The organism is Nocardia sp. NPDC055053 (genome assembly GCF_053608285.1).
The window spans coordinates 138,610-159,414 of sequence record NZ_JBSGVD010000017.1 but is presented as its reverse complement, the minus strand read 5'-3'; the positions used below and the strand labels follow the sequence as shown (position 1 = coordinate 159,414).

Sequence of the window (20,805 nt, the reverse complement as noted above, 5' to 3'; positions counted from 1 at the left end):
TTGTTCGGGTGGACACGGGCCCCGGCGGGTTGGGGGGGGCGGGGGGCGGGGTCGGCCGCCCCCGCGGGGCGGCGCGCGCCGGGGGGGCCGCGCTCGCCGCCCGGCGGTGGTGTGCCGACCCGGGTTCAGCAGGGGTGCGCGTCGCGGAAGATGCCGTTGCCCGGAGTGGTACGCGACAGGGCGTCCGCGGCCAGGATGACGGCCGCCGCGGTCCAGGTCGTGCGTTCTTCGGGCCAGCGCTTCCCGTCGGTGAAGACCAGGCCGGTCCAATAGGATCCGTCCGATTCCCGCAGGTGCTGGACAGCGGTGAACAGCGCGGCGGCGGCGTCGTTGCCGTTGGCGTCCAGTGCCAGGACCAGCTCACAGGTCTCGGCGCCGGTGACCCACGGGGCATCGGAGACGCAGCGGATGCCGAGATCGGGCACGACGAATTCGCCCCAGTGCCGCTCGATGCGCGCGTGTGCCGCCCGGCCGCGCAGCGCCCCAGCCAGGATCGGGTAGTACCAGTCCATGGAGTAGCGGCTCTTGTCCAGGAAGGCTTCCGGGTGATCGCGCAGCGCGCCGCCGAGCCCGCGGCGCGCGCTCGCCCAGTCGGGGCGGGGATCGCCGATGCGGTCGGCGAGCTCGAGCGCGCAGCCGAGGCTGTGGTAGATGCTGGAGCAGCCGGTGAGCAGGGCTTCGCCCGAGCTGCCGGATTCACCGGCCGACCAGTGGATTTCGCCGTGCGCACCCCGTGGCAGGTCGAGGATGAAATCGATGCCCGCGCGCACGGTCGGCCACAGGTCGGCGACGAAGCCGCGATCACCGGTGACGGTGAGGAAATGCAGCATCCCGGTGGCCAGGTAGGCGCAGAAGTTCGTATCGGCATCGGCGTTCTCGATCACGCCCTGGCGGATCTGCATGGGCCAGGAGCCGTCGTCGCGCTGGGTCTTGGCCGACCAGATGTAGGCATCGCGCGCTCGGTCCCACAGGCCGGCGACCGTGAGGCCCATGGCGGATTCGATGTGGTCCCATGGATCGGTGTGGCCGCCGGTGAACCACGGCAGCGCACCGTCGGGTTCCTGTGTGGCGGCGATGGATTCGCCGGTCCGGCGGATGTCCCGGGTGGTCAGGACTCCGGGGACCGCGGGAAGCTCAGGAAAGGCCATGGGCCACAGCCGGTTTCGTGAAGTACAGGGCCACGCTCTTGCCGATCAGTGGATTGAGCAGACTCTCGGCGGTCCGGGTCAGTGTGGGCGCGGACATCATGTCCCACACCAGGAGCCGGTGATAGGCGGCCACCACCGGGTGCTTGTCGTTGGCGACCCCGAACGTGCACTTGAGCCACCAGAAAGGGGAGTGCAGGGCGTGGGCGAAGTCCTGGCGCACGAACCGCACGCCGCGTGCGGTGATCTTGTCGCGCAACTCGTCGGCTTGGTAGATGCGCACGTGGCCGCCCTCGTTGGCGTGGTACTCATCCGACAGTGCCCAGCAGATCCGTTCGGGCAACCAGCGTGGCACGGTCACCGCCAGGGTGCCACCGGGTTTGACCACCCGGACCAGCTCGGCGATGGCCTGGCTGTCGTGCGGGATGTGTTCGAGGATCTCCGAGGCGATGACGACGTCGAATTCCCCGTCGCCGTAGGGCAGATCGAGGGCGTCGCCGCGCACCGTCTCGGCCTTCGCGTATTCCGGCGCCTCGCAGGCATCGGCCATCGCCTCGAACATGAGCTGCACGCCGGCCAGATCCTCGGAATTCTGGTCGAAGGCCACCACATCCGCGCCGCGGCGGTAGGCCTCGAAGGAATGCCTGCCTGCCCCGCAGCCGACGTCGATGACGCGTTTTCCCGGGCCGACGCCCAGCCGATCGAAGTCGACGGTCAGCATGTGCGCTCCTGGCTGTTCGAAGGGGAGGGATGAATCGATCGGGCCCGGGCCCGGTGACGTCGTTCGATCGCCTGTTCGTAGACCGCGACGGTCTGTGCGCCGACCGCGGCCCAGCTGTAGACGTCGAGGGCGCGGCGGCGGCCCGCGCGTTCCAGATGCTGTAGCCGACCCGGATCGCCGAGCAGCGCCCCGAGCCGGCTGGTCAGCGCGTCGACATCGCCGGGATCGACGAGTTCGGCGCAGTCGCCGACCACTTCGGGTAGTGCCCCGGCCCGGCTGGCGACGAGCGGGGTTCCGCTGGCCATGGCCTCGACGGCCGGCAGCGAGAACCCTTCGTAGAGGGAAGGGATACAGGCGATCTGCGCCGAGGCGAGCAGTTCGGCCAGCTGCTCGTCGCTCAGGCCGCTCACCGTGGTGACCACGTCGGCCAGGCCGAGCTCGGCGATGAGCTTCTCGGTCGGTCCGTTCGGCTCCAGTTTCGCCACGAGGCGCAGTTCCACGTCCCGTGTATGGCGCAGTCGCGCCAGCGCTTTCAGCAGATGGGCGATACCTTTGAGCGGCTTGTCGGCGCTGGCCACCGCGACGATCCGCCCGGGTATCCGGCCGGTGGCGCGAGGCCGGAACAGCTCGGTGTCCACCCCGAGGGGAACCGTGTGCAGCTGCCGCGGCGACACGCCGAAGTCCGCGGCGATGTCGTCCGCCGAGGACCTGGAGACCGTGATCAGATCGGGAATCGCACGGGCGACGCGTTGCTGCATCCCGAGGAATCCGTACCAGCGCCGCACCAGCGGCTTGCGTCGCCACGGTGCCGCGGCCAGGTCCACCGCCCGGTCCCTGGTGATGGGATGGTGGATCGTCGCCACCAGCGGCACCAGTTCGGCGATGTCGAGCAGGCCGTCACCGAGGCACTGGTTGTCGTGCACGATGTCGAACTCGTGGGCGCGCGAGCGCAGCAGCCGCGCGGCGCGCCTGCTGAACGTGCGCGGCTCGGGGAACCCGGCCGTCCACATGGTGGCGAGTTCGAGCAGGTCGATCCGGTCGCGGATCTCGCGCGGGTGCGGAGTGCGGAACGGATCGTCGTCACGGTACAGATCCAGGCTGGGCACCTCGGTGAGCCGCACGCGCGGATCGAGGTGTTCCGGATAGGGCTGGCCGGAGAAGACTTCGACCTGATGGCCGAGCTCGGCCAGGCCCTGGCTCAGGTACCGGACGTAGACCCCTTGGCCGCCGCAGTGGGTTTTGCTGCGGTAGGACAGCAGGGCTATGCGCATGTTCTCGCCTGTCGTTCGGGTGCTACTCGTAGCGCACGTGCCAATGCTTGATGCCGTTGATCCAGCCGTTGCGCAGCCGCTCCGGTGCCGATACCTGTGCCAGGTTCGGCATCGCGTCGGCGATGGCATTGAACATCAGATCGATCTCGAGCCGGGCCAGATTCGCACCGACACAGTAGTGCGCGCCCGTGCCGCCGAAGGCCAGATGGGGGTTGGGATCGCGCAGGATGTCGAATCGGAACGGATCATCGAAGGCCTCCTCGTCGAAATTGGCCGAGCTGTAGAACAAGCCGACGCGCTGGCCCCCGCGGATGAGCTGCCCGCCGAGTTCGGTGTCGGCGGTGGCGGTGCGCTGGAAGACGGTCACCGGGGTCGCCCACCGGATGATCTCGTCGGCCGCTGTGCGCGGGCGCTGTTGCTTGAAAAGCTCCCACTGGTCGGGGTTGTCGACGAAGGCCTTCATGCCGTGCGTGATGGCGTTGCGGGTGGTTTCGTTGCCTGCCACGGCGAGCAGGATCACGAAGAAGCCGAACTCGTCGGAGCCGAGGGCTTCACCGTCGAGATCGGCGTGCACGAGCCGGCTGACGATATCGTCGAGCGGATCGGCGCGACGCTGCTCGGCCATGTTCCAGGCGTAGCCGAGCAGCTCGACCGAGGCGTTGTCACTGACGGTGGTCGTGGCGGTGTCGCCGTATTCCGGATCGTCGTAGTTGAGCATCTGGTTGGACCAGTCGAACAGCTTGCGGCGGTCTTCCTGGGGGACGCCGATCAATTCGGCGATGGCCTGCAGTGGTAGCTCGCACGCGACTTGTTCGACGAAGTCGCCGGTGCCCGCCACCTTGGCCGAGGCCACGATGGCCTGCGCTCGCGCGGCAAGGGCGGCGCGCAACCCTTCCACCGCGCGCGGACTGAAGCCCTTGGAAATGATGCGGCGGATCTTCGTGTGCTTCGGCGGATCCATGTTGAGCAGCAGCGCGCTGGTGAGTTCGATCTGGTCGACCGTGATCTGGCCGGGCAGGCGGATGACCGAGCCCTTGGCCTGGGAGGAGAACAGCTCCGGTTTCCGGGAGATCTCTTTGATGTGTTCGTGTTTGGAGACCACCCAGTAGCCGCCGTCTTTGAAGCCGCCGGACTTGTCGTCGGGCTGGTGGTTCCACCACACCGGAGCGTTGCGGCGCAGCTCGGCGAATTCCCGGACAGGGTTTCGGGTTTCCCACAGTGCCGGATCGGTGAAGTCGAATCCGGTGGGGATGGACGGCGCTGGCACAGCTTCCTCCTGAAAGGCCGACGGCGTGGTGGACCGGGGTGCGCGGGTCACCGCTGCCTGCGGCGGTAGCGGACGCGGCAGGGCTGTTGCAGCTGGACCACCATCTTGGAATGGTCGTTGCGGTAGGTGTCCGACGGCTGGGCCAGCTCGAACTCCCAGTCCCGCAGCAGGATCGAGAAGATCGCCTTGAGCTGCATGAGCGCGAACGGTGCGCCGACACAGCGATGACGTCCGGCGCCGAAGGGGATCCACGTCCAGCGATTGACGATGTCCTCCTGCCGCGGATCGAGGTAGCGGCCCGGATCGAAGGTGTCGGGGTTCGGGAAGTCCTCGGGGATCCGGTTGGAGATCGCCGGCGTGGCGGCCACCATGTCGCCCGGCGCGATCCGCTGACCACACACCTCGAACTCGTCGCGGGCGATGCGCATCAGCACGATCAGTGGGGGATGCAGGCGTAGTGCCTCTTTGAGGGCCGATTCCAGATTCGGGATCTGGCGCAGCGCATGATGGCTGACCTCCGAGCCGTCGGCGTACAGCTCGTCGAGCTCGGTGACGACGGTCGTCAGTGTCTGCGGGTTGCGCAGCAGTTCGATGATCGTCCAGGCCGCGGTGCCCGAGGTGGTGTGATGGCCGGCGAACATCATGGAGATGAAGATGCCGGTGATCTCGCTGGCGGAGAACCTCGCGATGCCGTTCTCGTCCTTCACCGAGATGAGGACGTCGAGCATGTCCCGGTCGTCCTTGCCGGTGGGCGGGTTCGCCTCGCGCTGGTCCATGATCGCCTGCACGAGCTCGACGAGCTTGACCCTGGCCTCGTCGCGGCGGCGGAAGCTGTCGATCGGCGCGTAGGGATCGACGTAGGCCAGGGCGTCGGTGCCCTGTTCCAGTTCGTGGTACAGGTGCGCGAAGCGGCCGTCGAGCTGGTTGCGGAACTTCACCCCGATCAGGCAGGACGAGGAGGTGTAGATGGTCAGCTCGGCGAAGAACTCGAGCAGGTCGATCTCGCCCTCGTCGTCCCACTGGGCGAGCATGGCGTCCACTTCGCGGGCGATGGTGACGGCGTGCCCGCGCATGTGATCCGCGCGCAGCGCCTGATTGTGCAGCATCTCCTTGCGGCGCTCGGGCGGCGCGTCGAAGACGACGCCTTCGCCGAAGATCGGCTTCATGAAGGGGTAGGCCGCACCCTGATCGAGGTCCTCGTCGCTGGCGCGGAAGAAGAACTCGTTGGCCTCGGCGCCGGAGAGCAGGATGACGTCTCGCCCGGCGAGCTCGAATGTTCCGACATCGCCGCATTCGGCGCGCACCCGCTGCATCAGTGCGATGGGATCGGTGCGGAACTCCTCGAGGTGCCCGTGCTCGTCCTCGCCTCCGGACACTCGCTGCGGCTTGATCAGCGTCATTGACAATCCTTCCCGAGAGACGTGTCCATACAGGTGATGGACATGTGTCTGGACGGTACTATGATTACGCTGGTTCGACAAGGCCCGCCGGTGACGTTCGGTGCGTGCCCGGCTCGGCGAGCAGGCGCCGCGCGGAGGCCTCCAGCAGTTCGGCGACCTCGAGGTAGGACAGCAGTCCCATGCCTGCTTGCAGCAGGGCGCCCGAGTAGAGCAGTTCGAGCATCGAGACGCGCTCGGTGTCCTTGGCGTCGACGCCGAGCGCGGCGGCGAGCCTGCCGCGGATCTCCCAGCCGATGCGAACCCGCAGGTGTCCCACGTCGGGGTCGTCGCCGAGCAGGGCGTTCCCGACGGCGCTGGCCAGGGATGGTTCGTCGGCCACCAGCATCGACACCTGGCGAAGGACGGTGACGACACGGGCGGTCGGATCCGGATCGCTGGACTCCACGGCGGGGCTGGCGATCAGGCGCCGCCAGAATACCTCCGAGATGAGGTGCTCCTTGGAGGAGAAATAGGTGTAGGCGGTGGCGGTGCCGACGCCGGCGGCGGCGGCGATCAGCCGGACCGTCGTCCCGGAATAGCCCTCGCGGGCCAGGACCTCGACCGTCGCGGTGGTCAGGCGGTCGACGGTGTCGGCCTGCTTTTCGGTGAGCCGCCGCCGAGTTGCTTCAATACCGGTAGATACGAGTTCGGACATGTGTCTGGACGGTATCATCAATGATAGTTCAGTGCAATTACCGGCCGGGTGTCGCCATCTCATCGCGGCCTTGCGCCCGGCAGTCGATGTGAACTATGGTCCGAACACCTGTCCAGACATGTATCGGAGATTTTATGAACGGCCTCGTTCCTCCCGACGGCACGCCGCTGCTGATCGGCGGAAAGCTCGTCCCCGGCGGGGCTGGGGTGTTCGCGACGATCAATCCCGCGACCGAAGAAGTCCTCGGGCACGCCGCCAATGCCTCCGCCGAGGACATGGACGCCGCCATCGGTGCCGCGCGGACCGCCTTCGACGAGACCGAGTGGTCCCGCGATCCCGCGCTGCGCGCGCACTGCCTGCGTCAGCTGCGCGATGTCCTGCGCGACAACATCGAGGAACTGCGCGCGATCACCGTCGCCGAGGTGGGCGCGCCGGTCATGCTCACCAGCGGCCCGCAGCTGGAAGGTCCCATCGCGGACCTGTCGTTCGCCGCCGACCTCGCCGAGAACTACGAGTGGCAGACCGATCTCGGAGTCGCCGAGCAGATGGGGATTTCGAGCAGGCGGGTGATCCGGCGGGAAGCGGTCGGCGTGGTCGGGGCCATCACGCCGTGGAACTTCCCGCATCAGATCAACCTGGCGAAGATCGGGCCGGCGCTGGCCGCCGGAAACACGGTGGTGCTCAAGCCGGCTCCCGACACTCCGTGGTGCGCGGCGGTCCTTGGTCCGCTCATCGCCGAGCACACCGACTTCCCCGCCGGCGTGCTCAACATCGTCACCTCCGACGATCACACCCTGGGTGCCCGGCTGGTCGAGGATCCGCGGGTGGACATGATCACCTTCACCGGATCGACCCAGACCGGCCGATCGGTGATGGCTGGCGCATCGGCCACCCTCAAACGGACCTTCCTCGAACTGGGTGGAAAATCGGCCGCCATCGTGCTCGACGACGCCGATATCGCCACGGCGGCGAGCTACACCGCGTTCTCGGTCGCCGTGCACGCAGGCCAGGGCTGCGCGCTGACCACCCGTTTGCTGGTGCCCCGCGCCGCCTACGACGCGGCCGTGGACGCCGCGGCCAAGGCGCTGTCGGGCCTGCGGGCCGGTGATCCGACGAGTCAGGGAACCGTGTGCGGGCCGGTGATCTCGGCGCGGCAGCGCGACCGGGTGGAGCACTATCTCGACATCGCGCGCGCCGAAGGGGGGCGCGTCGTGGTGGGCGGCGGCAGGCCTGCGGACAAAGACCACGGCTTCTTCATCGAGCCGACGCTCGTCGCCGGTCTCGACAACACCGCCACCGTCGCCAGGGAGGAAATCTTCGGCCCGGTGCTCGTCGTCATCGCGCACGACGGTGACGCCGACGCGATCCGGCTGGCCAACGATTCACCCTATGGCCTGTCCGGTGCGGTGTGGGGTACCGATCCCGAGCGCATCGAGCGGGTGGTCGCGGGTGTGCGCACCGGGACGCTGAGCGTGAACGGCGGGCTCTGGTACCACCCCGACGCGCCCTTCGGTGGCTACAAGCAATCCGGCATCGGACGGGAGATGGGCGTCGCGGGTTTCGAGGAATACCTCGAAACCAAAGTGGTCGCCACCCCCGCCTGACTTCCACCCCCGAATTCACTGTCACCCCAGCATGAGGAGCTGAACACACCATGGCACGTTTCACTGGCCGGACCGCGATCGTCACCGGCGCGGCCCAGGGCATCGGCGCGGAATACGCCGCAGCGCTCGGCGCGGAGGGCGCCAACGTTGTCGTCGCCGATCTCAATGTCGAGCGCGGCGAGGAGGTCGCCAAGCAGATCAGCGCCGACGGCGGCACCGCGGTCTTCCACCGGGTCGATGTGTCCGACCCCGAATCCGCCACCGCGCTCGCGGAATTCACCGTCGGTGAGTTCGGGGCCATCAACCACCTGGTCAACAACGCCGCCATCTACGGCGAGATGAAGCTGGACCTGCTGCTCACCGTCCCGTGGGACTACTACAAGAAGTTCATGGGCGTGAACCTCGACGGCGCGCTCAATGTGACCCGCGCGGTCTGGCAGCCGATGACCGCGGCCGGTGGCGGGTCCATCGTCAACCAGTCCTCGACGGCCGCCTGGCTGTACTCGGGGTTCTACGGCCTGGCCAAGGTCGGGATCAACGGTCTCACCCAGCAGTTGGCGACCGAACTCGGCGGTTCCAAGATCCGGGTCAACGCCATCGCGCCCGGCCCGATCGACACCGAGGCCACCCAGACCGTCACACCAGGAAACATGGTCAAGGACATGGTCTCGCGCATCCCGATCAAGCGGATGGGCACCCCGCAGGATCTCGTCGGCGCGTGCCTGTATCTGCTGTCCGACGACGCGAGCTGGGTCACCGGCCAGATCCTCAATGTCGACGGCGGGCAGATCATCCGATGACGACCGAATCCGGCCATCTCCCGGTGGGATTCATCGGGCTGGGCAATATGGGCGCCCCGATGGCGAAGCGGCTGCTGGACTGGCCGGGCGGGCTCACGGCCTGCGATGTGCGTCCCGAGGCGACGCTGCCGTTCACCGAGCAGGGCGCGGGCTCGGCCGCCGACCCCGCCGCGCTGGCGGCGGTGGCGCGGGTGATCTGTGTGACCGTCCTCGACGACGCGCAGGTCATCGATGTCGTCACGGGTCCGGCCGGCCTGCTGAGCACCGCCGTGGCGGGCACCGTCATCGCCGTGCATTCGACGATCAGCGACCAGACCGCGGAGCGGCTCGCCGCGGTCTGCGCCGAGCGCGGGGTGGAATTCGTCGACGCGCCGGTCAGCGGCGGTGCGGGTGCGGCCAAGCGCGGCAGCCTGGCCGTCATGGTCGGGGGCAGCACTGCCGCGGTGGACAGCATCCGGGCACCGTTCGGCTGCTTCTCGGACCTGATCGTGCATGCCGGACCGGTCGGCTCGGGCACGCGTATGAAACTGGCCCGCAACCTGCTGCACTTCGTCGCGTTCACCGCCGCCACCGAGGCCCAGCGGCTGGCCGAGGGTGCCGGATTGAACATCGCCGACCTGGGCAAGGTGGTGCGCCATTCGGACGCGATCACCGGCGGGCCCGGCTCGATCATGCTGCGCGAGACCACCCGCGCGGTCGACCCCGACGACTTCTGGTTCCCCATCCTCGGCCACGTCCGCGACCTCGGCGAGAAGGATCTCGCGCTGGCGGTGGAACTGGGCGAGCGACTCGACGTGCCACTACCGCTGGCCCAGCTGGCCGCCACGCGGTTGGCCGACGGGCTCGGCGTCGGAAAACAGCTGCTAGGCAAGGAGACCGCATGACCACCGATGGACAGCCGGACAGCGACAGCCGCAGGCAACGGGGGCTGGCGAAGATGAGCGAGGTGTACGGCTGGGATTTCGCCGACGGCCCCGGTGACCTCTTCGCCATCACCGCCGACCACCTGTTCGCCGAGATCTGGTCGCGGCCGGGACTGACGATCCGTGACCGGCGGCTGCTGCTGCTCGGGGCGCTCAGTGCCCAAGGGCTTTTCGATGTCGCCGAGATCCAGCTGGGCGCGGCACTGCGCAACGACGAACTCGACGAAGCGCAGTTGCGCGAGATCGCGGTGTTCCTGAGCCATTACATCGGCTGGGCGCCGGGCATGAAGCTCGACAACGCCGTCGGCACCGTGGTGTCCCAGCACCGCCGCAAGCAGTCATGAGCGGCGCACAGCCCCATCGGGCAGCCGAGATCTCCGAGTGGGACGTCCAGGCCGACGTCGTCATCGCCGGCTACGGGATCGCCGGTGTCTGCGCGGCGATCGAAGCGGCGCGCGCCGGTGCCGATGTCCTGATCCTGGAACGCACCGGCGGCTGGGGTGGGGCCGCGGCCTTGGCAGGCGGCTTCGTCTACCTCGGCGGCGGCACCCCGTTGCAGCAGGCGCTCGGCTTCGACGACGACGCGGCGAACATGGAGAAATTCCTGCTGGCCGCCGTCGGGCCGAGTGCCGATCCGGTCAAGATCGCCGACTACTGCGCGGGCAGCGTCGACCACTATCACTGGCTCGTCGACTGCGGAGTCCGGTTCAAGGAGGAGTTCTGGGGCGAGCCGGGCTGGGAACCGCCGCACGACGAGGGCCTGATGTACTCAGGCGGCGAGAACGCCGCACCGTTCAATACGATCGCCACGCCCGCGCCGCGTGGTCATGTTCCGCAGATGCAGAACAAGCGAACGGGGGAGAAGGGCGGCGGCTACATGCTGATGAAGCCGCTGGTCGAGACCGCCGAAAAGCTCGGCGTTCGAGTGGAATTCGACACCAGGATCCAGCGGCTCATCGTCGATGAGGGCGGCCGGGTGGTCGGCGTGCTCGCCCGCCGGTACGGCAAGGACCTCGCCGTCGCCGCGCGCACCGGGGCCGTCCTCGCCACCGGCAGTTTCGCCTACAACCAGGAGATGGTGGCCGAATACGCCCCGCGCTTGCTCGGCCGCCCGGCCGCCGCGATCGAGGAGCACGACGGCATCGGCATCCAGCTCGCGCAGGAGCTCGGCGCGCAGGTGGAGGCCATGGACGCCACCGAGGTCGCCTTCTTCGGTGATCCGCAGATGCTGGCCCGCGGTGTGGTCGTCAACGGCCGGGGACAGCGATACATCGCCGAGGACACCTACCCAGGTCGCATCGGCCAGGCCACCTTGATCGAGCAGGACAACCAGGCCTTCCTGATCATCGACGAACAAGCCCATGAAGCGGCCCTCGCCACCGTGACGGCCACGCCGTTCTTCCGTCAGCAACCCACCTGGGTCGCGGAGTCGATCGCCGAACTCGAAAGCGAGATCGGATTGCCCGTCGGCTCGCTGCAGGAGTCGGTGTCCTACTACAACGAGCACGCCGCGCAGGGGGCGGACCCGTTGCTGGGCAAGAAGCCCGAATGGCTGAAGCCGATCGGTTCCCCGGTGGCCGCCTTCGACATGCGCGGGTTCACCGCCGGTTTCCCGCTCGGCGGACTGCGGACCGACCTCGACGCACGCGTGCTCGACATCGCGGGCGCCCCGATCCCCGGCCTCTACGCCGCGGGCCGGTGCACCGCGGGCATCTGCACCGGTGGCTATGCCAGTGGCGCGTCGCTGGGTGACGGCAGCTTCTACGGGCGTCGAGCCGGCCGCTCGGCCGCGCGCGAGCAGACAACGAAAGAGGCAGAGCATCAATGCGATTCGGACTAGTACTGTTCACCAGCGACCGTGGCATCACGCCGGCGGCCGCCGCCAAGGCCGCCGAGGAACGCGGCTTCCGGTCGTTCTTCGTGCCGGAACACACCCACATACCGGTCAAACGCGAAGCCGCGCACCCCTCGACCGGCGACGCCTCCCTGCCCGACGACCGCTACACCCGCACCCTGGACCCGTGGGTGTCGCTGTCCATGGCGGCGGCGGTAACCGAGCACATCGAACTGTCCACCGCCGTCGCTCTTCCGGTCGAGCACGACCCGATCACCCTGGCCAAGACGCTGGCCACGCTCGACCATCTCTCCGGTGGGCGCGTCACCCTCGGTGCCGGATTCGGTTGGAACACCGACGAACTCACCGATCACGGGGTGCCGCCGAACAAGCGCCGCACCGTGCTGCGCGAGTACGTCGAGGCCATGCGGGAACTGTGGACTCACGAGGAAGCGAGCTATCAGGGTGAGTATGTGAGCTTCGGTCCCAGCTGGGCCTGGCCCAAGCCGGTGCAGCCCCACATTCCGGTGCTGATCGGCGCGGCGGGCACCGAGAAGACCTTCCGGTGGATCGCGCGCACCGGCGACGGCTGGATCACCACGCCGACCGAAACCGACATCTCGGCCAGGCTCGCGATGCTGCACAAGATCTGGGCCGAAGCCGGTCGGGCCGATCGTCCCCGCGTGGTCGCGCTGGATTTCAAACCGGATCCCGCCAAGCTCGCGCGGTGGGCCGCCGAGGGCGTCACCGATGTCCTCTACGGCGTGCCGGACCGGTCCGCCGACGAGGTACTGGCCTACCTGGACCGGCTCAGCGCCAAATTGGACGCGGTCGAGCTTCCCTAGCCCCGACGACGAGAGGGCGCGAGACGAGTCTCGCGCCCTCTCGTCGTTGTCGGGAGCTGCTCGGCATTCGGGCCGGCCGACGCGATTGATCAGCGGGTTCCGGTGAACCGACAGTAATCTGCTCACCAATCTGGATTCATGTCTGGAATGTGGTCCACATCATATGATAGTGTCGCGACATGGCACACAGGAGCGGCAGGATGGGGTGGCGCGCGGCACTGCCGGCAGCCGCAATCTCGAAGTAGAACAGCGACGACATAACCTTATGACAAAGCGCAATGCTGCCTTTTCTCGCGCTCGCGCGGTCACCGAATCATTCGACTCCAGAATGCGTGTCGCGCCATGACGATGAACACCGAAATCGACGAGATATCGATACCGACGCCGGCGGCTGTGGTTCGCAAGAATTTCGCCGACACCGTTTTATCGAGCGTGGCGACGCTGGGGCGGGCGCTGCGAATGGGCGCGCAGGCCGTCGCTGTCGGGGTCTCCGATATCTTTCGATTGCGCGTTCAGGTCGACGAAACCCTGCGGCAAGCGTGGTTTCTCATCAAAGTCACCGCGGTGCCAAGCATTCTGATGGCGATTCCGTTCGGTGTCATCGTCTCCGCGCAGGTCGGCAATATCGTGTCCCAGCTCGGCGCCGATTCGATGATCGGCGCGGCCGGTGGGCTCGGCGTCATCAAGCAGGGGGCACCGATGGCAACGGCGATGCTGCTCGGCGGTGCAGGCGCCGCTGCCATCGCGGCCGATCTGGGTGCCCGCACTGTCCGCGAAGAGGTCGACGCGCTGCGTGTGATGGGTGTCGATCCGGTGCAGCGCCTTGTCGTTCCGCGGATCGCCGCGATGATGCTCGTCGCTCCGCTGCTCAACATCCTGATCATTTTCGTCGGCATCGCCTCGGGCTTCGTGGCCGCGGTGACCGCCATGGATGTGACACCGGGTAGCTACTGGCAGTCCTTCGGCTCCTTCACCACCCCGGTCGATGTCTGGGTCTCGCTGATCAAGGCGACCCTGTTCGGCTTCCTGGTGGTCGTCATCGCCTGTCAGCGGGGGCTGGAGGCCACAGGAGGGCCGCGTGGCGTCGCGGACGGGGTCAACGCCGCCGTGGTGATGTCCATCGCGGCCGTCGTCGTCCTCAATACCGCGATCACCCAGGTGGTTACGATGTTCCTGCCGGTCAGGATGGCGTGATGGCGGCAGCGCCCTACCGCCCGCCGGTGCTTCGGTGGACGGGATGGCTGCAGCGCCGGTTCCCGCCGCTGCGGCCGGTCGATTCGCTCGGATTCGTTCTCGGGTTCTGCTGGCAGGTGATCTCGACGGTGCCCTACACGCTGGTGCGCTACCGTCGCCAGACCATCGCCGTCATCACCGATATGACCTGGGGCCGTGGCTCGATCATCGTCGGCGGTGGGGTTGTGCCGTTGATGTTGCTGATGGGTGCGGCGATGGGTGCCTCGATCGGCATCGAGGCGTTCAGCGCGCTGAACCTGTTGTCGCTCGGGCAACTCAGCGGACTCATCTCGGCGTTCGGCGTGACCCGCGAATTGGCGCCGATCGCGGCGGGGGTCGGGTTCGCCGCGCAGGCCGGGTGCCGTATGACCGCCGAAATCGGTTCGATGCGAATCTCGGAGGAAATCGATGCCCTGGAATCACTGGGAATTCGTTCCGTGCCTTTCGTGGTGACGACCCGGGTGATCGCCGGCATTATCGCGGTCGCGCCGGCTTTCGTCGTCGCCTTGATCCTGAGCTATTCTTCCTGCGCGTTCATCGTGACGGTTGTGCATGGCACACCCTCGGGCACATATGACCACTATTTCGATCAGTTCATCCTCACCTGGGATGTCGTCGCCGCGACGATCAAAGTGATGATCTTCGCGATCGCTGTGGTCTTGATCCACTGTTACCAGGGGTATTTCGCGACGGGTGGTCCCGAAGGTGTCGGCATCGGATCGGGCCGGGCCATCCGGGCGAGTCTGGTGTCGATCATCGCCCTGGACATGCTCGCGACAATTCTGCTGTGGGGATTCCAATCTCCCATTACGTTTACGGGGTGACGGCATGCCTGTCTATGGACTGCCTGGATCGGAAGTCGGGCCGCTCAAAGCTCGGTTGTTGGGGGTGTGCGCGGTCGCGCTCGCGCTGATAGCCGCCGGGGTGTGGCGGGTGTTGCCCGATGCGGAATCGGCCGAGGACATCGACGTCGTCCTGATCGTCGGTTATGTCGGTGACGGAATCGGGCCGGGAACCGATGTCCGGCTCGACGGAGTCCGGGTCGGGTCGGTCAGCGGGATCGATTTCGCCGGGCAGGGTCGACGGCAGATCGAGCTGAACCTGGTCCGATCCCAATTGTTCGGTCTGACCAGCGCGCTGTCGATCGACTACGTCCCGGGCAATCTGTTCGGCATCAGCGCACTCGAGGTGCACCCGGACGCCGGCGGTGTGATCCTGGCGGACGGGTCGACGGTCGACCTCACCGAGGGCCGGGCCGATCGAGTCCGCGACGCCACGCTCGCCTCGCTGCTGAGCTACACCGGCGAGCTGACCGAGGACGTGCTGACGCCCCGGCTCACCGAACTACTGCACACGGTGGCTCGTGACCTGGGCGCGTTCACTCCGCTCATGCAGGCGATCGGCACGACGGTGCGTTCCTACACCGAGACCGCGCAGCTACCACCGTCGGTGCTGTTCGACCGCTACGGCGCGGCGCTGGCCGGCGTGCCGCCGATGCTGAGCGGCGGCCTGACCGTGCTGCACGCCAGCTACCGGAACGGCTACCTGGCCGAGCAAGAGCATCTCGACAAGTTCGGCTACATGTGGCCGAGCATCCAGAACGAACTGCTGCCCGCCGTCACCGCCCTGTTCGGCACCGCGCGACCCTACTTCGGCGGATTGCTGCCTATCGTGACCATGCTGCTCGACCGTGTCTCGGGATCGGTCAGCGATCCGGCGGGTTCGGCCACGCAGCTGAGCGAACTGATGGATCGGCTCGACCGCGCGTTCCGGGACGGTCCGGACGGGCCGGTGCTCGACGCCCGCGTCGAACTCGACCTCGTGCCCGGGCTGGCGGGGCCGCTGTCGGCGCTGGTCGGTCAACTGCCCGCGGGGGGAGGCCCGCGATGACAACCCGTGCGCTGCTGATCAGGGTCGTGGTCACGGCGGTGTCGATGCTGATAGTCCTGTCGGGAATTTTCACGGTGATCACACGTCCGGTCGAGGGTGACACCGACACCCACACCGCGATGTTCACCGACGCCAACGGCCTGCGGCCGGGTGACGACGTGCGCCTCTACGGCGTCCAGGTCGGCAAGGTCGTCGCTGTCGATCTCGACGGTGGCCTGGCCCGGGTGCGGTTCACCATCGGGTCCGATCGCCCGCTGTTCGTCAATTCCAAGGTCGCGGTCCGCTATCAGAATCTCACCGGGTTCCGCTATCTGGACGTCGAGCAGCCCGCGCAGCCCGGCGAACAACGCGGCGCGGGATCGACTTTCGGTGTCGATCAGACGGTGCCCGCCTTCGACATCACGACCTTGTTCAAAGGTCTGCAGCCGGTGCTTCGCGAACTCTCACCCGAGGATCTGAACCAGTTCACGACCAGCCTGCTCGCCGTCGTCGAGGGCAACGGCACGGGTATCGGCCCCGCGCTCGGCGCGATCGAGAACCTGAGCCGGTACGCGTCCGACCAGCAGGCGGTGCTGTCGGTCCTGGTGGACAACCTGGCCGAGGTCTCCGACCACATCGGCGGCGATTCGGGAAACGCGATGAAACTGCTGGGCAGCCTGACGGATCTGTTCGCCGTGATCGCCGCCAAGCTGCCCGGACTTGTCGATTTCTCCCAGCAGATCCCCCCGGTGATCCAGCCGCTGCGCAGCATGCTGACCGTGCTCGGCCTCACCGGGCAGCAGGATCGAGATCTCGACGCACTGTTGAAGCAGTCGTTTCCGGACCCGTACGACGCGGTCGCGGTGTTCGAGCGGATGCCCGGGTTGATCGAGTCGATCGCCGCGGCGGTGCCGGCGTCCGGTCCGCAGGCGGTCTGCGCTCGTGGCGCCGCTCAGGCTCCCGAGCCACTCCATATCCTGCTCGCCGGCCAAAGGATCGTCCTGTGCAACTCATGAACCCGCGCGCGCGGATCTCGGTGCGGCGCACCGGAGTAGCCACCGCACCGAGGAACACCGATCTGCGCTGGGGCCTCGGGGGACTGTGCGCGGTGATCGTGCTGGTCGCGGCCATCGGTGTCGTTTATCTGACCGGGACCACGCGGGAAAGGACCTACCGCGCGGAACTGACCCAGGCCGGGACGATCCGGACCGGCGACGATGTCCGGATCGCGGGCATCCCGGTGGGGAAGGTGACATCGCTGACGCTGCTGCCGGATCGGGTGCGGATGGAGTTCACCGCCGACCGTGACGCGTTCCTCGGCGATCAGACCGTGCTCGACATCCGCATGCTGACCGTAGTCGGCGGCTACTACCTTGCCGTCGAGCCCGCCGGGACCAAGCCTCTCGGAGCAGGCGTCATCCCGCCGGAACGGGTCATCGTCCCCTACAACCTCACTCAGGCATTCCAGGACGCTGTCGAGCCGGTCCGCGCGATCGACGGTGCGATGCTGCGCCAGAACCTCGCCCAGCTGTCGACATCGCTGAACAAGAGCCCGGAATCCATCCGGGCCGTGGTGGGCGCCGCGTCGGACCTGGTGGGGCTGATGGAAAAGCAGAACTCCGAGGTCTCGCGCACGTTGTCGCTGGCCGATGAGTACCTCACGGCGATGCGGGAGAACTCCGCTGTGCTGGCGAAGCTGCTGACCACCTTGGGCACGATGGTGAACATCATCGCCAACCACAAGGTCGTGGTCGCGCAGGCACTCAACGACCTGGCGGTGGTGCTGTCGGATGTCGCGCCCCTGGGGCGGGCCTGGGACAACGGCGTGAAGGAGCGGGCTCAACCGCTCGCCGATGCGATCCCCCCGCTGACGCAGCTCGAGGCCCGGCTGGGCGAACTGCTCGAGGCACTGCGCACCATGCACCGGCAATTGCTGCCGCTCATGCCCCCCGGCGGTGGGATCACCGTCGACCAGTCCGCCGCGGCCATCTGTGTGCCCGTACCCGGAGGGACCTGCTGATGTTGCGACGATTCCTGGGCTCCCGGGCGGTGATGTCGGTGGCGATGATCGTCGCTCTCGTCGTCGCCGGTGCGGCGGTGCTGGCGATCGGCAAACCGGCCCCGGCGACGCGCTACTACTGCGCCGACATGCCCGACGGCATCGGCCTGTATCAGGGCAGCTCCGTCACGGTGCTGGGCGTACCGGTCGGCGAGGTGACCGATGTCGAACTCGTCGGCACCATCGCGCGCGTGCGATTCACGGTGCGGGCCGATCGCAGACTGCCGGAGGACGTCGGCGCCGTCACCGTCAGCGACACCTTGATCGCGGACCGGAAACTGGCGCTGATCGGCGACGAGCCGGCGCACGGCGGCTGGAAGCCTGACCGGTGCATCACCAGAACGCTGACCCCGAAGAGCATGTCGGAAACCTTCGACGCCTTGGCCCAGCTCACCGACCAGCTCAACGCCGTCGACGACCCGGCGCAGCGCGACGCGCTCGGGTCCGGCATCGCGGCGCTGGACCGCGCGACCGACGGCTCCGGCGAGCAGATCAACGCGCTCATCAGGAGCGCGAGCGCGGCGCTGGCCGCCCCCGACGCCGCCATCGGGCACCTCGGGGCGTTGCTGGACGCGGTGGCCGAACTGACCCAGCGGGCCCGCGGCGGCTGGCCGCAGGTGCGCGAGACCGTCAGCGGACTGCCGCGGACTTTCAACGACATCAATGTCATCGCGTTCCCGCCGATCATCGACCTTGTTGCCGCGCTGAGCCAGGTGCTACCCCAGATCAACGATGTGATCATGATGTTCGGTTCGCCCGCGCTGCGCGCGCTGGATTCGGCCGCGAGCCTGACCGACCTGCTGAAGGCGGGCGTCGGATCACTGACCGAGCTCATCGGAATGATCCCGGCGATCGCGACCGGGTTCGCCACGGCCCTCGATCCGGCCACCGGGCGGCCCACTCTCGGCTACGCCGCACCGAAACTCGTCCTGGCGTCACCGGATTCGGGCCAGGTCTGTGCCGCGGTCCAAGCGATCACCGGGCAGGGTTGCCTGACCGCGGACAACGGCGCGCTCACCCTGCCCCCGCTGCCGGTCCTGCTGGCGGGGGTGAGCGCGCGATGACCCTGCTCACCGCCCGATGTCGCCGCATGGGCACGACAGTGGCACTCACCGTGGCACTCGCGGTGACCGGCTGCGGATTTCAGCCGGCCGAGATCACGGTGCCGGGTGCCGGCGTCGACGGCCCCACCTACGACCTGCACATAGAATTCGCCGACGTCCTCAATCTTCCGCCGGGAGCGAAGGTCTTCGCCGACGGTGTCCGGGTGGGTCAGCTGACCGGCCTGCGGCTCGTCGACCCGGTCGCGACCGCGCCGACCGAACAGGGCAGGCGCGGGTATGTCGTCGCCGACGTCGCGGTCCGCTCGTCGGTACAGCTGCCCGCGGCGACGACCGCCGCGCTGCGGCAGGAGACACCACTGGGCGACGTGCACATCGCGTTGCGCGTACCGGTGGACGCGACGGCGGCCCCGATGCCGCCGGGCGCCACGATTCCCCTCGCACAGAGCATCCCCTCGGTGCCGATCGAGGACATCTTCGCGGGGCTGGCCACCTTCGTCGGCAGCGGGGCGGTGACCGATATCCAGACCATCGTCACCCAGATGAACGCGATCATGCCCGATGATCCGCGCGAGACCGCGCGCATCGCCGAGGTACTCGGCGCCGACCTGGTCGATCTCGGCGACAATCTGAGCTCCGTGGGTGCCGTGCTCGACGGGCTCGCGGCGACCGGCCATGGCCTGCGCGACGACGTCCCGGTGTTCGACGACCTGCTGACGCCGTACGGCGTCGCGCACACCGTCGATTCCATCAACGCCCAGATCGGCGTCATTTTCGTCCTGACCGCTCTCGGCCCGGTCGCGCCCAGCCTGAGCTGGCTCGGGCCGGTTGTGCAATCCCTCGATGGCACCACCCGGGCGATCGTGCCCATGATCTTCGGCAGCCGCCCGCTCGACGCCGGCTCGCCATCGACGATGAAACAGGTCGTCGACCTGATCCAGAACAAGATCATTCCCTTTGCCGATCGGGGCCCGAAAGTGAACGTTGTCGGTGTGACGGTGGGCCCGCGGCAGCCCGCGGCGATGTCGTCGGAAGATCAGACCGCGCGCATTGTCGACACTCTGCGCATGATCGGGGTGCTGCGATGAATATCCGTGCGGCAGTGTCGCTCTCGTCGATTGTCGCGGTCCTGATATTCGGCGTCGGGTACATGGCGTTCGGCGTGCTGCACGTCGATCCCCGGCGCGGCTTCGTCACCGTCGAGATGCACCTGGACGACTCGGGCGGCTTGGGCGCCCACGCCCCGGTGCTGGTGGCCGGGGTGCAGGTCGGCCGCACCGAGACGGTGACCAAGCAGACCGGCGGTGTCCTCGTGCGACTGCGGATCGAGGACCGGTACCGGATCCCGGTGGCCAGCGAGGTGCGGATCGAACAGCTCTCGGCGCTGGGTGAGCCCTATGTGCAGTTCTCGCCGGTGCGCGATGCCGCGCCGTACCTCGAGGACGGACAGGTGGTGCCCACCGAGCGGATCCGGATGCCGATGACCATCACCGCGTTGTCGGCGAAACTGGTGCGGCTGCTCGAACAGATCGATCCCGCGGTGATCGGGAATCTGGTCGGCACCTTCGACCGCGCGCTGAGCGGAACCGATTCGGCCGTGCACACTCTGCAACGATCGACGTCGCTGTTGGCCGCGACGCTGCTCAGCCGCACCCAGACCGTCCGGCAATTGTTCGACGACATTCAGGCGCTCGGGGGCGACATCGAATGGCTGGGGCCGTCGCTGGCCGCGGCAGGCCCCGAGTTCGCGGCCTTCGGTACCACGCTGAACCGGATTGTCGAGTCGGGCGCGGCACTCGCGGAAAGCCGCCCGGTCACCGACTATTTCACCGGCGACGGGCTGGTGCCGTTCCTGTGGAACGTGACCACCCTCATCGAGCAGGTCGGGCCGACCGCCGCCCAGTTGGGCCCGGTGCTGGAACCGGTCGTCACCGACGCGATGAACCGGACTCCGGCACTGGACATCAGCGCATTGATCAATCAGGCGCTGCATGGCGTCGATGCCGACGGCACCCTGCGTTTTCGGCTGGGTGTCAAGTAGCCGATCCACCTCGTAGCCCACCGATTCGGCGGAAGGAC

At 67.8% G+C, this 20,805-nt stretch carries 20 protein-coding genes; 14 read left to right on the top strand and 6 right to left on the bottom strand.

Annotated elements, in window-relative coordinates:
* Positions 1–125: 125 nt before the first annotated feature.
* The 6 genes from ACWF82_RS19695 to ACWF82_RS19670 all read right to left on the bottom strand — a co-directional run bounded on the left by ACWF82_RS19695 (position 126) and on the right by ACWF82_RS19670 (position 6,498).
* Complete coding sequence (locus tag ACWF82_RS19695; protein ID WP_452503040.1) at positions 126–1,148, bottom strand: prenyltransferase; 1,023 nt, start codon at positions 1,146–1,148, stop codon at positions 126–128.
* Positions 1,135–1,866, bottom strand: coding sequence for a class I SAM-dependent methyltransferase (locus ACWF82_RS19690; RefSeq protein WP_452503038.1), 732 nt, complete (start codon positions 1,864–1,866; stop codon positions 1,135–1,137). Before ACWF82_RS19690 ends, ACWF82_RS19695 begins: the two co-directional genes overlap by 14 nt.
* Positions 1,860–3,137: a glycosyltransferase family 4 protein gene (locus tag ACWF82_RS19685; RefSeq protein WP_452503036.1), complete on the bottom strand. Its 1,278-nt coding sequence runs from the start codon at positions 3,135–3,137 to the stop codon at positions 1,860–1,862. Before ACWF82_RS19685 ends, ACWF82_RS19690 begins: the two co-directional genes overlap by 7 nt.
* Before the next feature lie 22 nt (positions 3,138–3,159).
* Positions 3,160–4,404 carry a cytochrome P450 gene (locus tag ACWF82_RS19680; protein ID WP_452503034.1) on the bottom strand — a complete coding sequence of 415 codons (1,245 nt, stop codon included), beginning with the start codon at positions 4,402–4,404 and terminating at the stop codon, positions 3,160–3,162.
* A 47-nt stretch (positions 4,405–4,451) separates the two neighbouring features.
* Entirely contained in the window at positions 4,452–5,804 is a 1,353-nt protein-coding gene (locus ACWF82_RS19675; protein WP_452503033.1) for a cytochrome P450, read from the bottom strand.
* A gap of 64 nt (positions 5,805–5,868) precedes the next feature.
* Positions 5,869–6,498 (bottom strand): TetR/AcrR family transcriptional regulator, encoded by a 630-nt coding sequence (locus ACWF82_RS19670; protein WP_452503031.1) that lies wholly within the window; start codon positions 6,496–6,498, stop codon positions 5,869–5,871.
* 134 nt (positions 6,499–6,632) lie between these two features.
* On the opposite strand from ACWF82_RS19670, the gene ACWF82_RS19665 reads away from it, so the two are divergent.
* The 14 genes from ACWF82_RS19665 (at position 6,633) to ACWF82_RS19600 (ending at position 20,767) form a co-directional block, all read left to right on the top strand.
* Positions 6,633–8,102 carry an aldehyde dehydrogenase gene (locus ACWF82_RS19665; RefSeq protein WP_452503029.1) on the top strand — a complete coding sequence of 490 codons (1,470 nt, stop codon included), beginning with the start codon at positions 6,633–6,635 and terminating at the stop codon, positions 8,100–8,102.
* 50 nt (positions 8,103–8,152) lie between these two features.
* Complete coding sequence (locus ACWF82_RS19660) at positions 8,153–8,902, top strand: SDR family oxidoreductase (RefSeq protein ID WP_355280394.1); 750 nt, start codon at positions 8,153–8,155, stop codon at positions 8,900–8,902.
* Positions 8,899–9,786, top strand: a complete 888-nt coding sequence (locus ACWF82_RS19655; RefSeq protein ID WP_452503027.1) for an NAD(P)-dependent oxidoreductase — start codon at positions 8,899–8,901, stop codon at positions 9,784–9,786. The genes ACWF82_RS19660 and ACWF82_RS19655 overlap by 4 nt, the downstream gene beginning before the upstream one ends.
* Positions 9,783–10,169 carry a carboxymuconolactone decarboxylase family protein gene (locus ACWF82_RS19650; protein WP_452503025.1) on the top strand — a complete coding sequence of 129 codons (387 nt, stop codon included), beginning with the start codon at positions 9,783–9,785 and terminating at the stop codon, positions 10,167–10,169. The genes ACWF82_RS19655 and ACWF82_RS19650 overlap by 4 nt, the downstream gene beginning before the upstream one ends.
* On the top strand, positions 10,166–11,665 hold the full coding sequence (locus tag ACWF82_RS19645) for an FAD-dependent oxidoreductase (protein ID WP_452503023.1): 1,500 nt from the start codon (positions 10,166–10,168) through the stop codon (positions 11,663–11,665). The genes ACWF82_RS19650 and ACWF82_RS19645 overlap by 4 nt, the downstream gene beginning before the upstream one ends.
* Positions 11,650–12,504: an LLM class F420-dependent oxidoreductase gene (locus ACWF82_RS19640; RefSeq protein ID WP_452503021.1), complete on the top strand. Its 855-nt coding sequence runs from the start codon at positions 11,650–11,652 to the stop codon at positions 12,502–12,504. Before ACWF82_RS19645 ends, ACWF82_RS19640 begins: the two co-directional genes overlap by 16 nt.
* 348 nt (positions 12,505–12,852) lie before the next feature.
* Complete coding sequence (locus ACWF82_RS19635) at positions 12,853–13,698, top strand: MlaE family ABC transporter permease (RefSeq protein WP_452503053.1); 846 nt, start codon at positions 12,853–12,855, stop codon at positions 13,696–13,698.
* On the top strand, positions 13,698–14,561 hold the full coding sequence (locus ACWF82_RS19630; protein ID WP_452503019.1) for an ABC transporter permease: 864 nt from the start codon (positions 13,698–13,700) through the stop codon (positions 14,559–14,561). Before ACWF82_RS19635 ends, ACWF82_RS19630 begins: the two co-directional genes overlap by 1 nt.
* Positions 14,562–14,565: 4 nt before the next feature.
* Positions 14,566–15,627, top strand: coding sequence for an MlaD family protein (locus ACWF82_RS19625; RefSeq protein ID WP_452503017.1), 1,062 nt, complete (start codon positions 14,566–14,568; stop codon positions 15,625–15,627).
* Positions 15,624–16,622, top strand: coding sequence for an MlaD family protein (locus ACWF82_RS19620; RefSeq protein ID WP_452503016.1), 999 nt, complete (start codon positions 15,624–15,626; stop codon positions 16,620–16,622). Before ACWF82_RS19625 ends, ACWF82_RS19620 begins: the two co-directional genes overlap by 4 nt.
* Complete coding sequence (locus tag ACWF82_RS19615; RefSeq protein WP_452503051.1) at positions 16,619–17,626, top strand: MlaD family protein; 1,008 nt, start codon at positions 16,619–16,621, stop codon at positions 17,624–17,626. Before ACWF82_RS19620 ends, ACWF82_RS19615 begins: the two co-directional genes overlap by 4 nt.
* Positions 17,626–18,729, top strand: coding sequence for an MlaD family protein (locus ACWF82_RS19610; protein ID WP_452503014.1), 1,104 nt, complete (start codon positions 17,626–17,628; stop codon positions 18,727–18,729). The genes ACWF82_RS19615 and ACWF82_RS19610 overlap by 1 nt, the downstream gene beginning before the upstream one ends.
* A complete protein-coding gene (locus ACWF82_RS19605) occupies positions 18,726–19,814 on the top strand; it encodes an MlaD family protein (protein ID WP_452503012.1) in 1,089 nt (362 codons plus the stop codon). Before ACWF82_RS19610 ends, ACWF82_RS19605 begins: the two co-directional genes overlap by 4 nt.
* Positions 19,811–20,767: an MlaD family protein gene (locus ACWF82_RS19600; RefSeq protein ID WP_452503011.1), complete on the top strand. Its 957-nt coding sequence runs from the start codon at positions 19,811–19,813 to the stop codon at positions 20,765–20,767. Before ACWF82_RS19605 ends, ACWF82_RS19600 begins: the two co-directional genes overlap by 4 nt.
* The last annotated feature ends 38 nt before the right edge of the window (positions 20,768–20,805 follow it).

Coding starts and splice junctions, on each gene's coding strand:
- ACWF82_RS19695 (WP_452503040.1), bottom strand. CDS start 1,148: ATGGCCTTTCCTGAGCTTCCCGCGGTCCCCGGAGTCCTGACCACCCGG.
- ACWF82_RS19690 (WP_452503038.1), bottom strand. CDS start 1,866: ATGCTGACCGTCGACTTCGATCGGCTGGGCGTCGGCCCGGGAAAACGC.
- ACWF82_RS19685 (WP_452503036.1), bottom strand. CDS start 3,137: ATGCGCATAGCCCTGCTGTCCTACCGCAGCAAAACCCACTGCGGCGGC.
- ACWF82_RS19675 (WP_452503033.1), bottom strand. CDS start 5,804: ATGACGCTGATCAAGCCGCAGCGAGTGTCCGGAGGCGAGGACGAGCAC.
- ACWF82_RS19670 (WP_452503031.1), bottom strand. CDS start 6,498: ATGTCCGAACTCGTATCTACCGGTATTGAAGCAACTCGGCGGCGGCTC.
- ACWF82_RS19665 (WP_452503029.1), top strand. CDS start 6,633: ATGAACGGCCTCGTTCCTCCCGACGGCACGCCGCTGCTGATCGGCGGA.
- ACWF82_RS19660 (WP_355280394.1), top strand. CDS start 8,153: ATGGCACGTTTCACTGGCCGGACCGCGATCGTCACCGGCGCGGCCCAG.
- ACWF82_RS19655 (WP_452503027.1), top strand. CDS start 8,899: ATGACGACCGAATCCGGCCATCTCCCGGTGGGATTCATCGGGCTGGGC.
- ACWF82_RS19650 (WP_452503025.1), top strand. CDS start 9,783: ATGACCACCGATGGACAGCCGGACAGCGACAGCCGCAGGCAACGGGGG.
- ACWF82_RS19645 (WP_452503023.1), top strand. CDS start 10,166: ATGAGCGGCGCACAGCCCCATCGGGCAGCCGAGATCTCCGAGTGGGAC.
- ACWF82_RS19640 (WP_452503021.1), top strand. CDS start 11,650: ATGCGATTCGGACTAGTACTGTTCACCAGCGACCGTGGCATCACGCCG.
- ACWF82_RS19635 (WP_452503053.1), top strand. CDS start 12,853: ATGAACACCGAAATCGACGAGATATCGATACCGACGCCGGCGGCTGTG.
- ACWF82_RS19630 (WP_452503019.1), top strand. CDS start 13,698: ATGGCGGCAGCGCCCTACCGCCCGCCGGTGCTTCGGTGGACGGGATGG.
- ACWF82_RS19625 (WP_452503017.1), top strand. CDS start 14,566: ATGCCTGTCTATGGACTGCCTGGATCGGAAGTCGGGCCGCTCAAAGCT.
- ACWF82_RS19620 (WP_452503016.1), top strand. CDS start 15,624: ATGACAACCCGTGCGCTGCTGATCAGGGTCGTGGTCACGGCGGTGTCG.
- ACWF82_RS19615 (WP_452503051.1), top strand. CDS start 16,619: ATGAACCCGCGCGCGCGGATCTCGGTGCGGCGCACCGGAGTAGCCACC.
- ACWF82_RS19610 (WP_452503014.1), top strand. CDS start 17,626: ATGTTGCGACGATTCCTGGGCTCCCGGGCGGTGATGTCGGTGGCGATG.
- ACWF82_RS19605 (WP_452503012.1), top strand. CDS start 18,726: ATGACCCTGCTCACCGCCCGATGTCGCCGCATGGGCACGACAGTGGCA.
- ACWF82_RS19600 (WP_452503011.1), top strand. CDS start 19,811: ATGAATATCCGTGCGGCAGTGTCGCTCTCGTCGATTGTCGCGGTCCTG.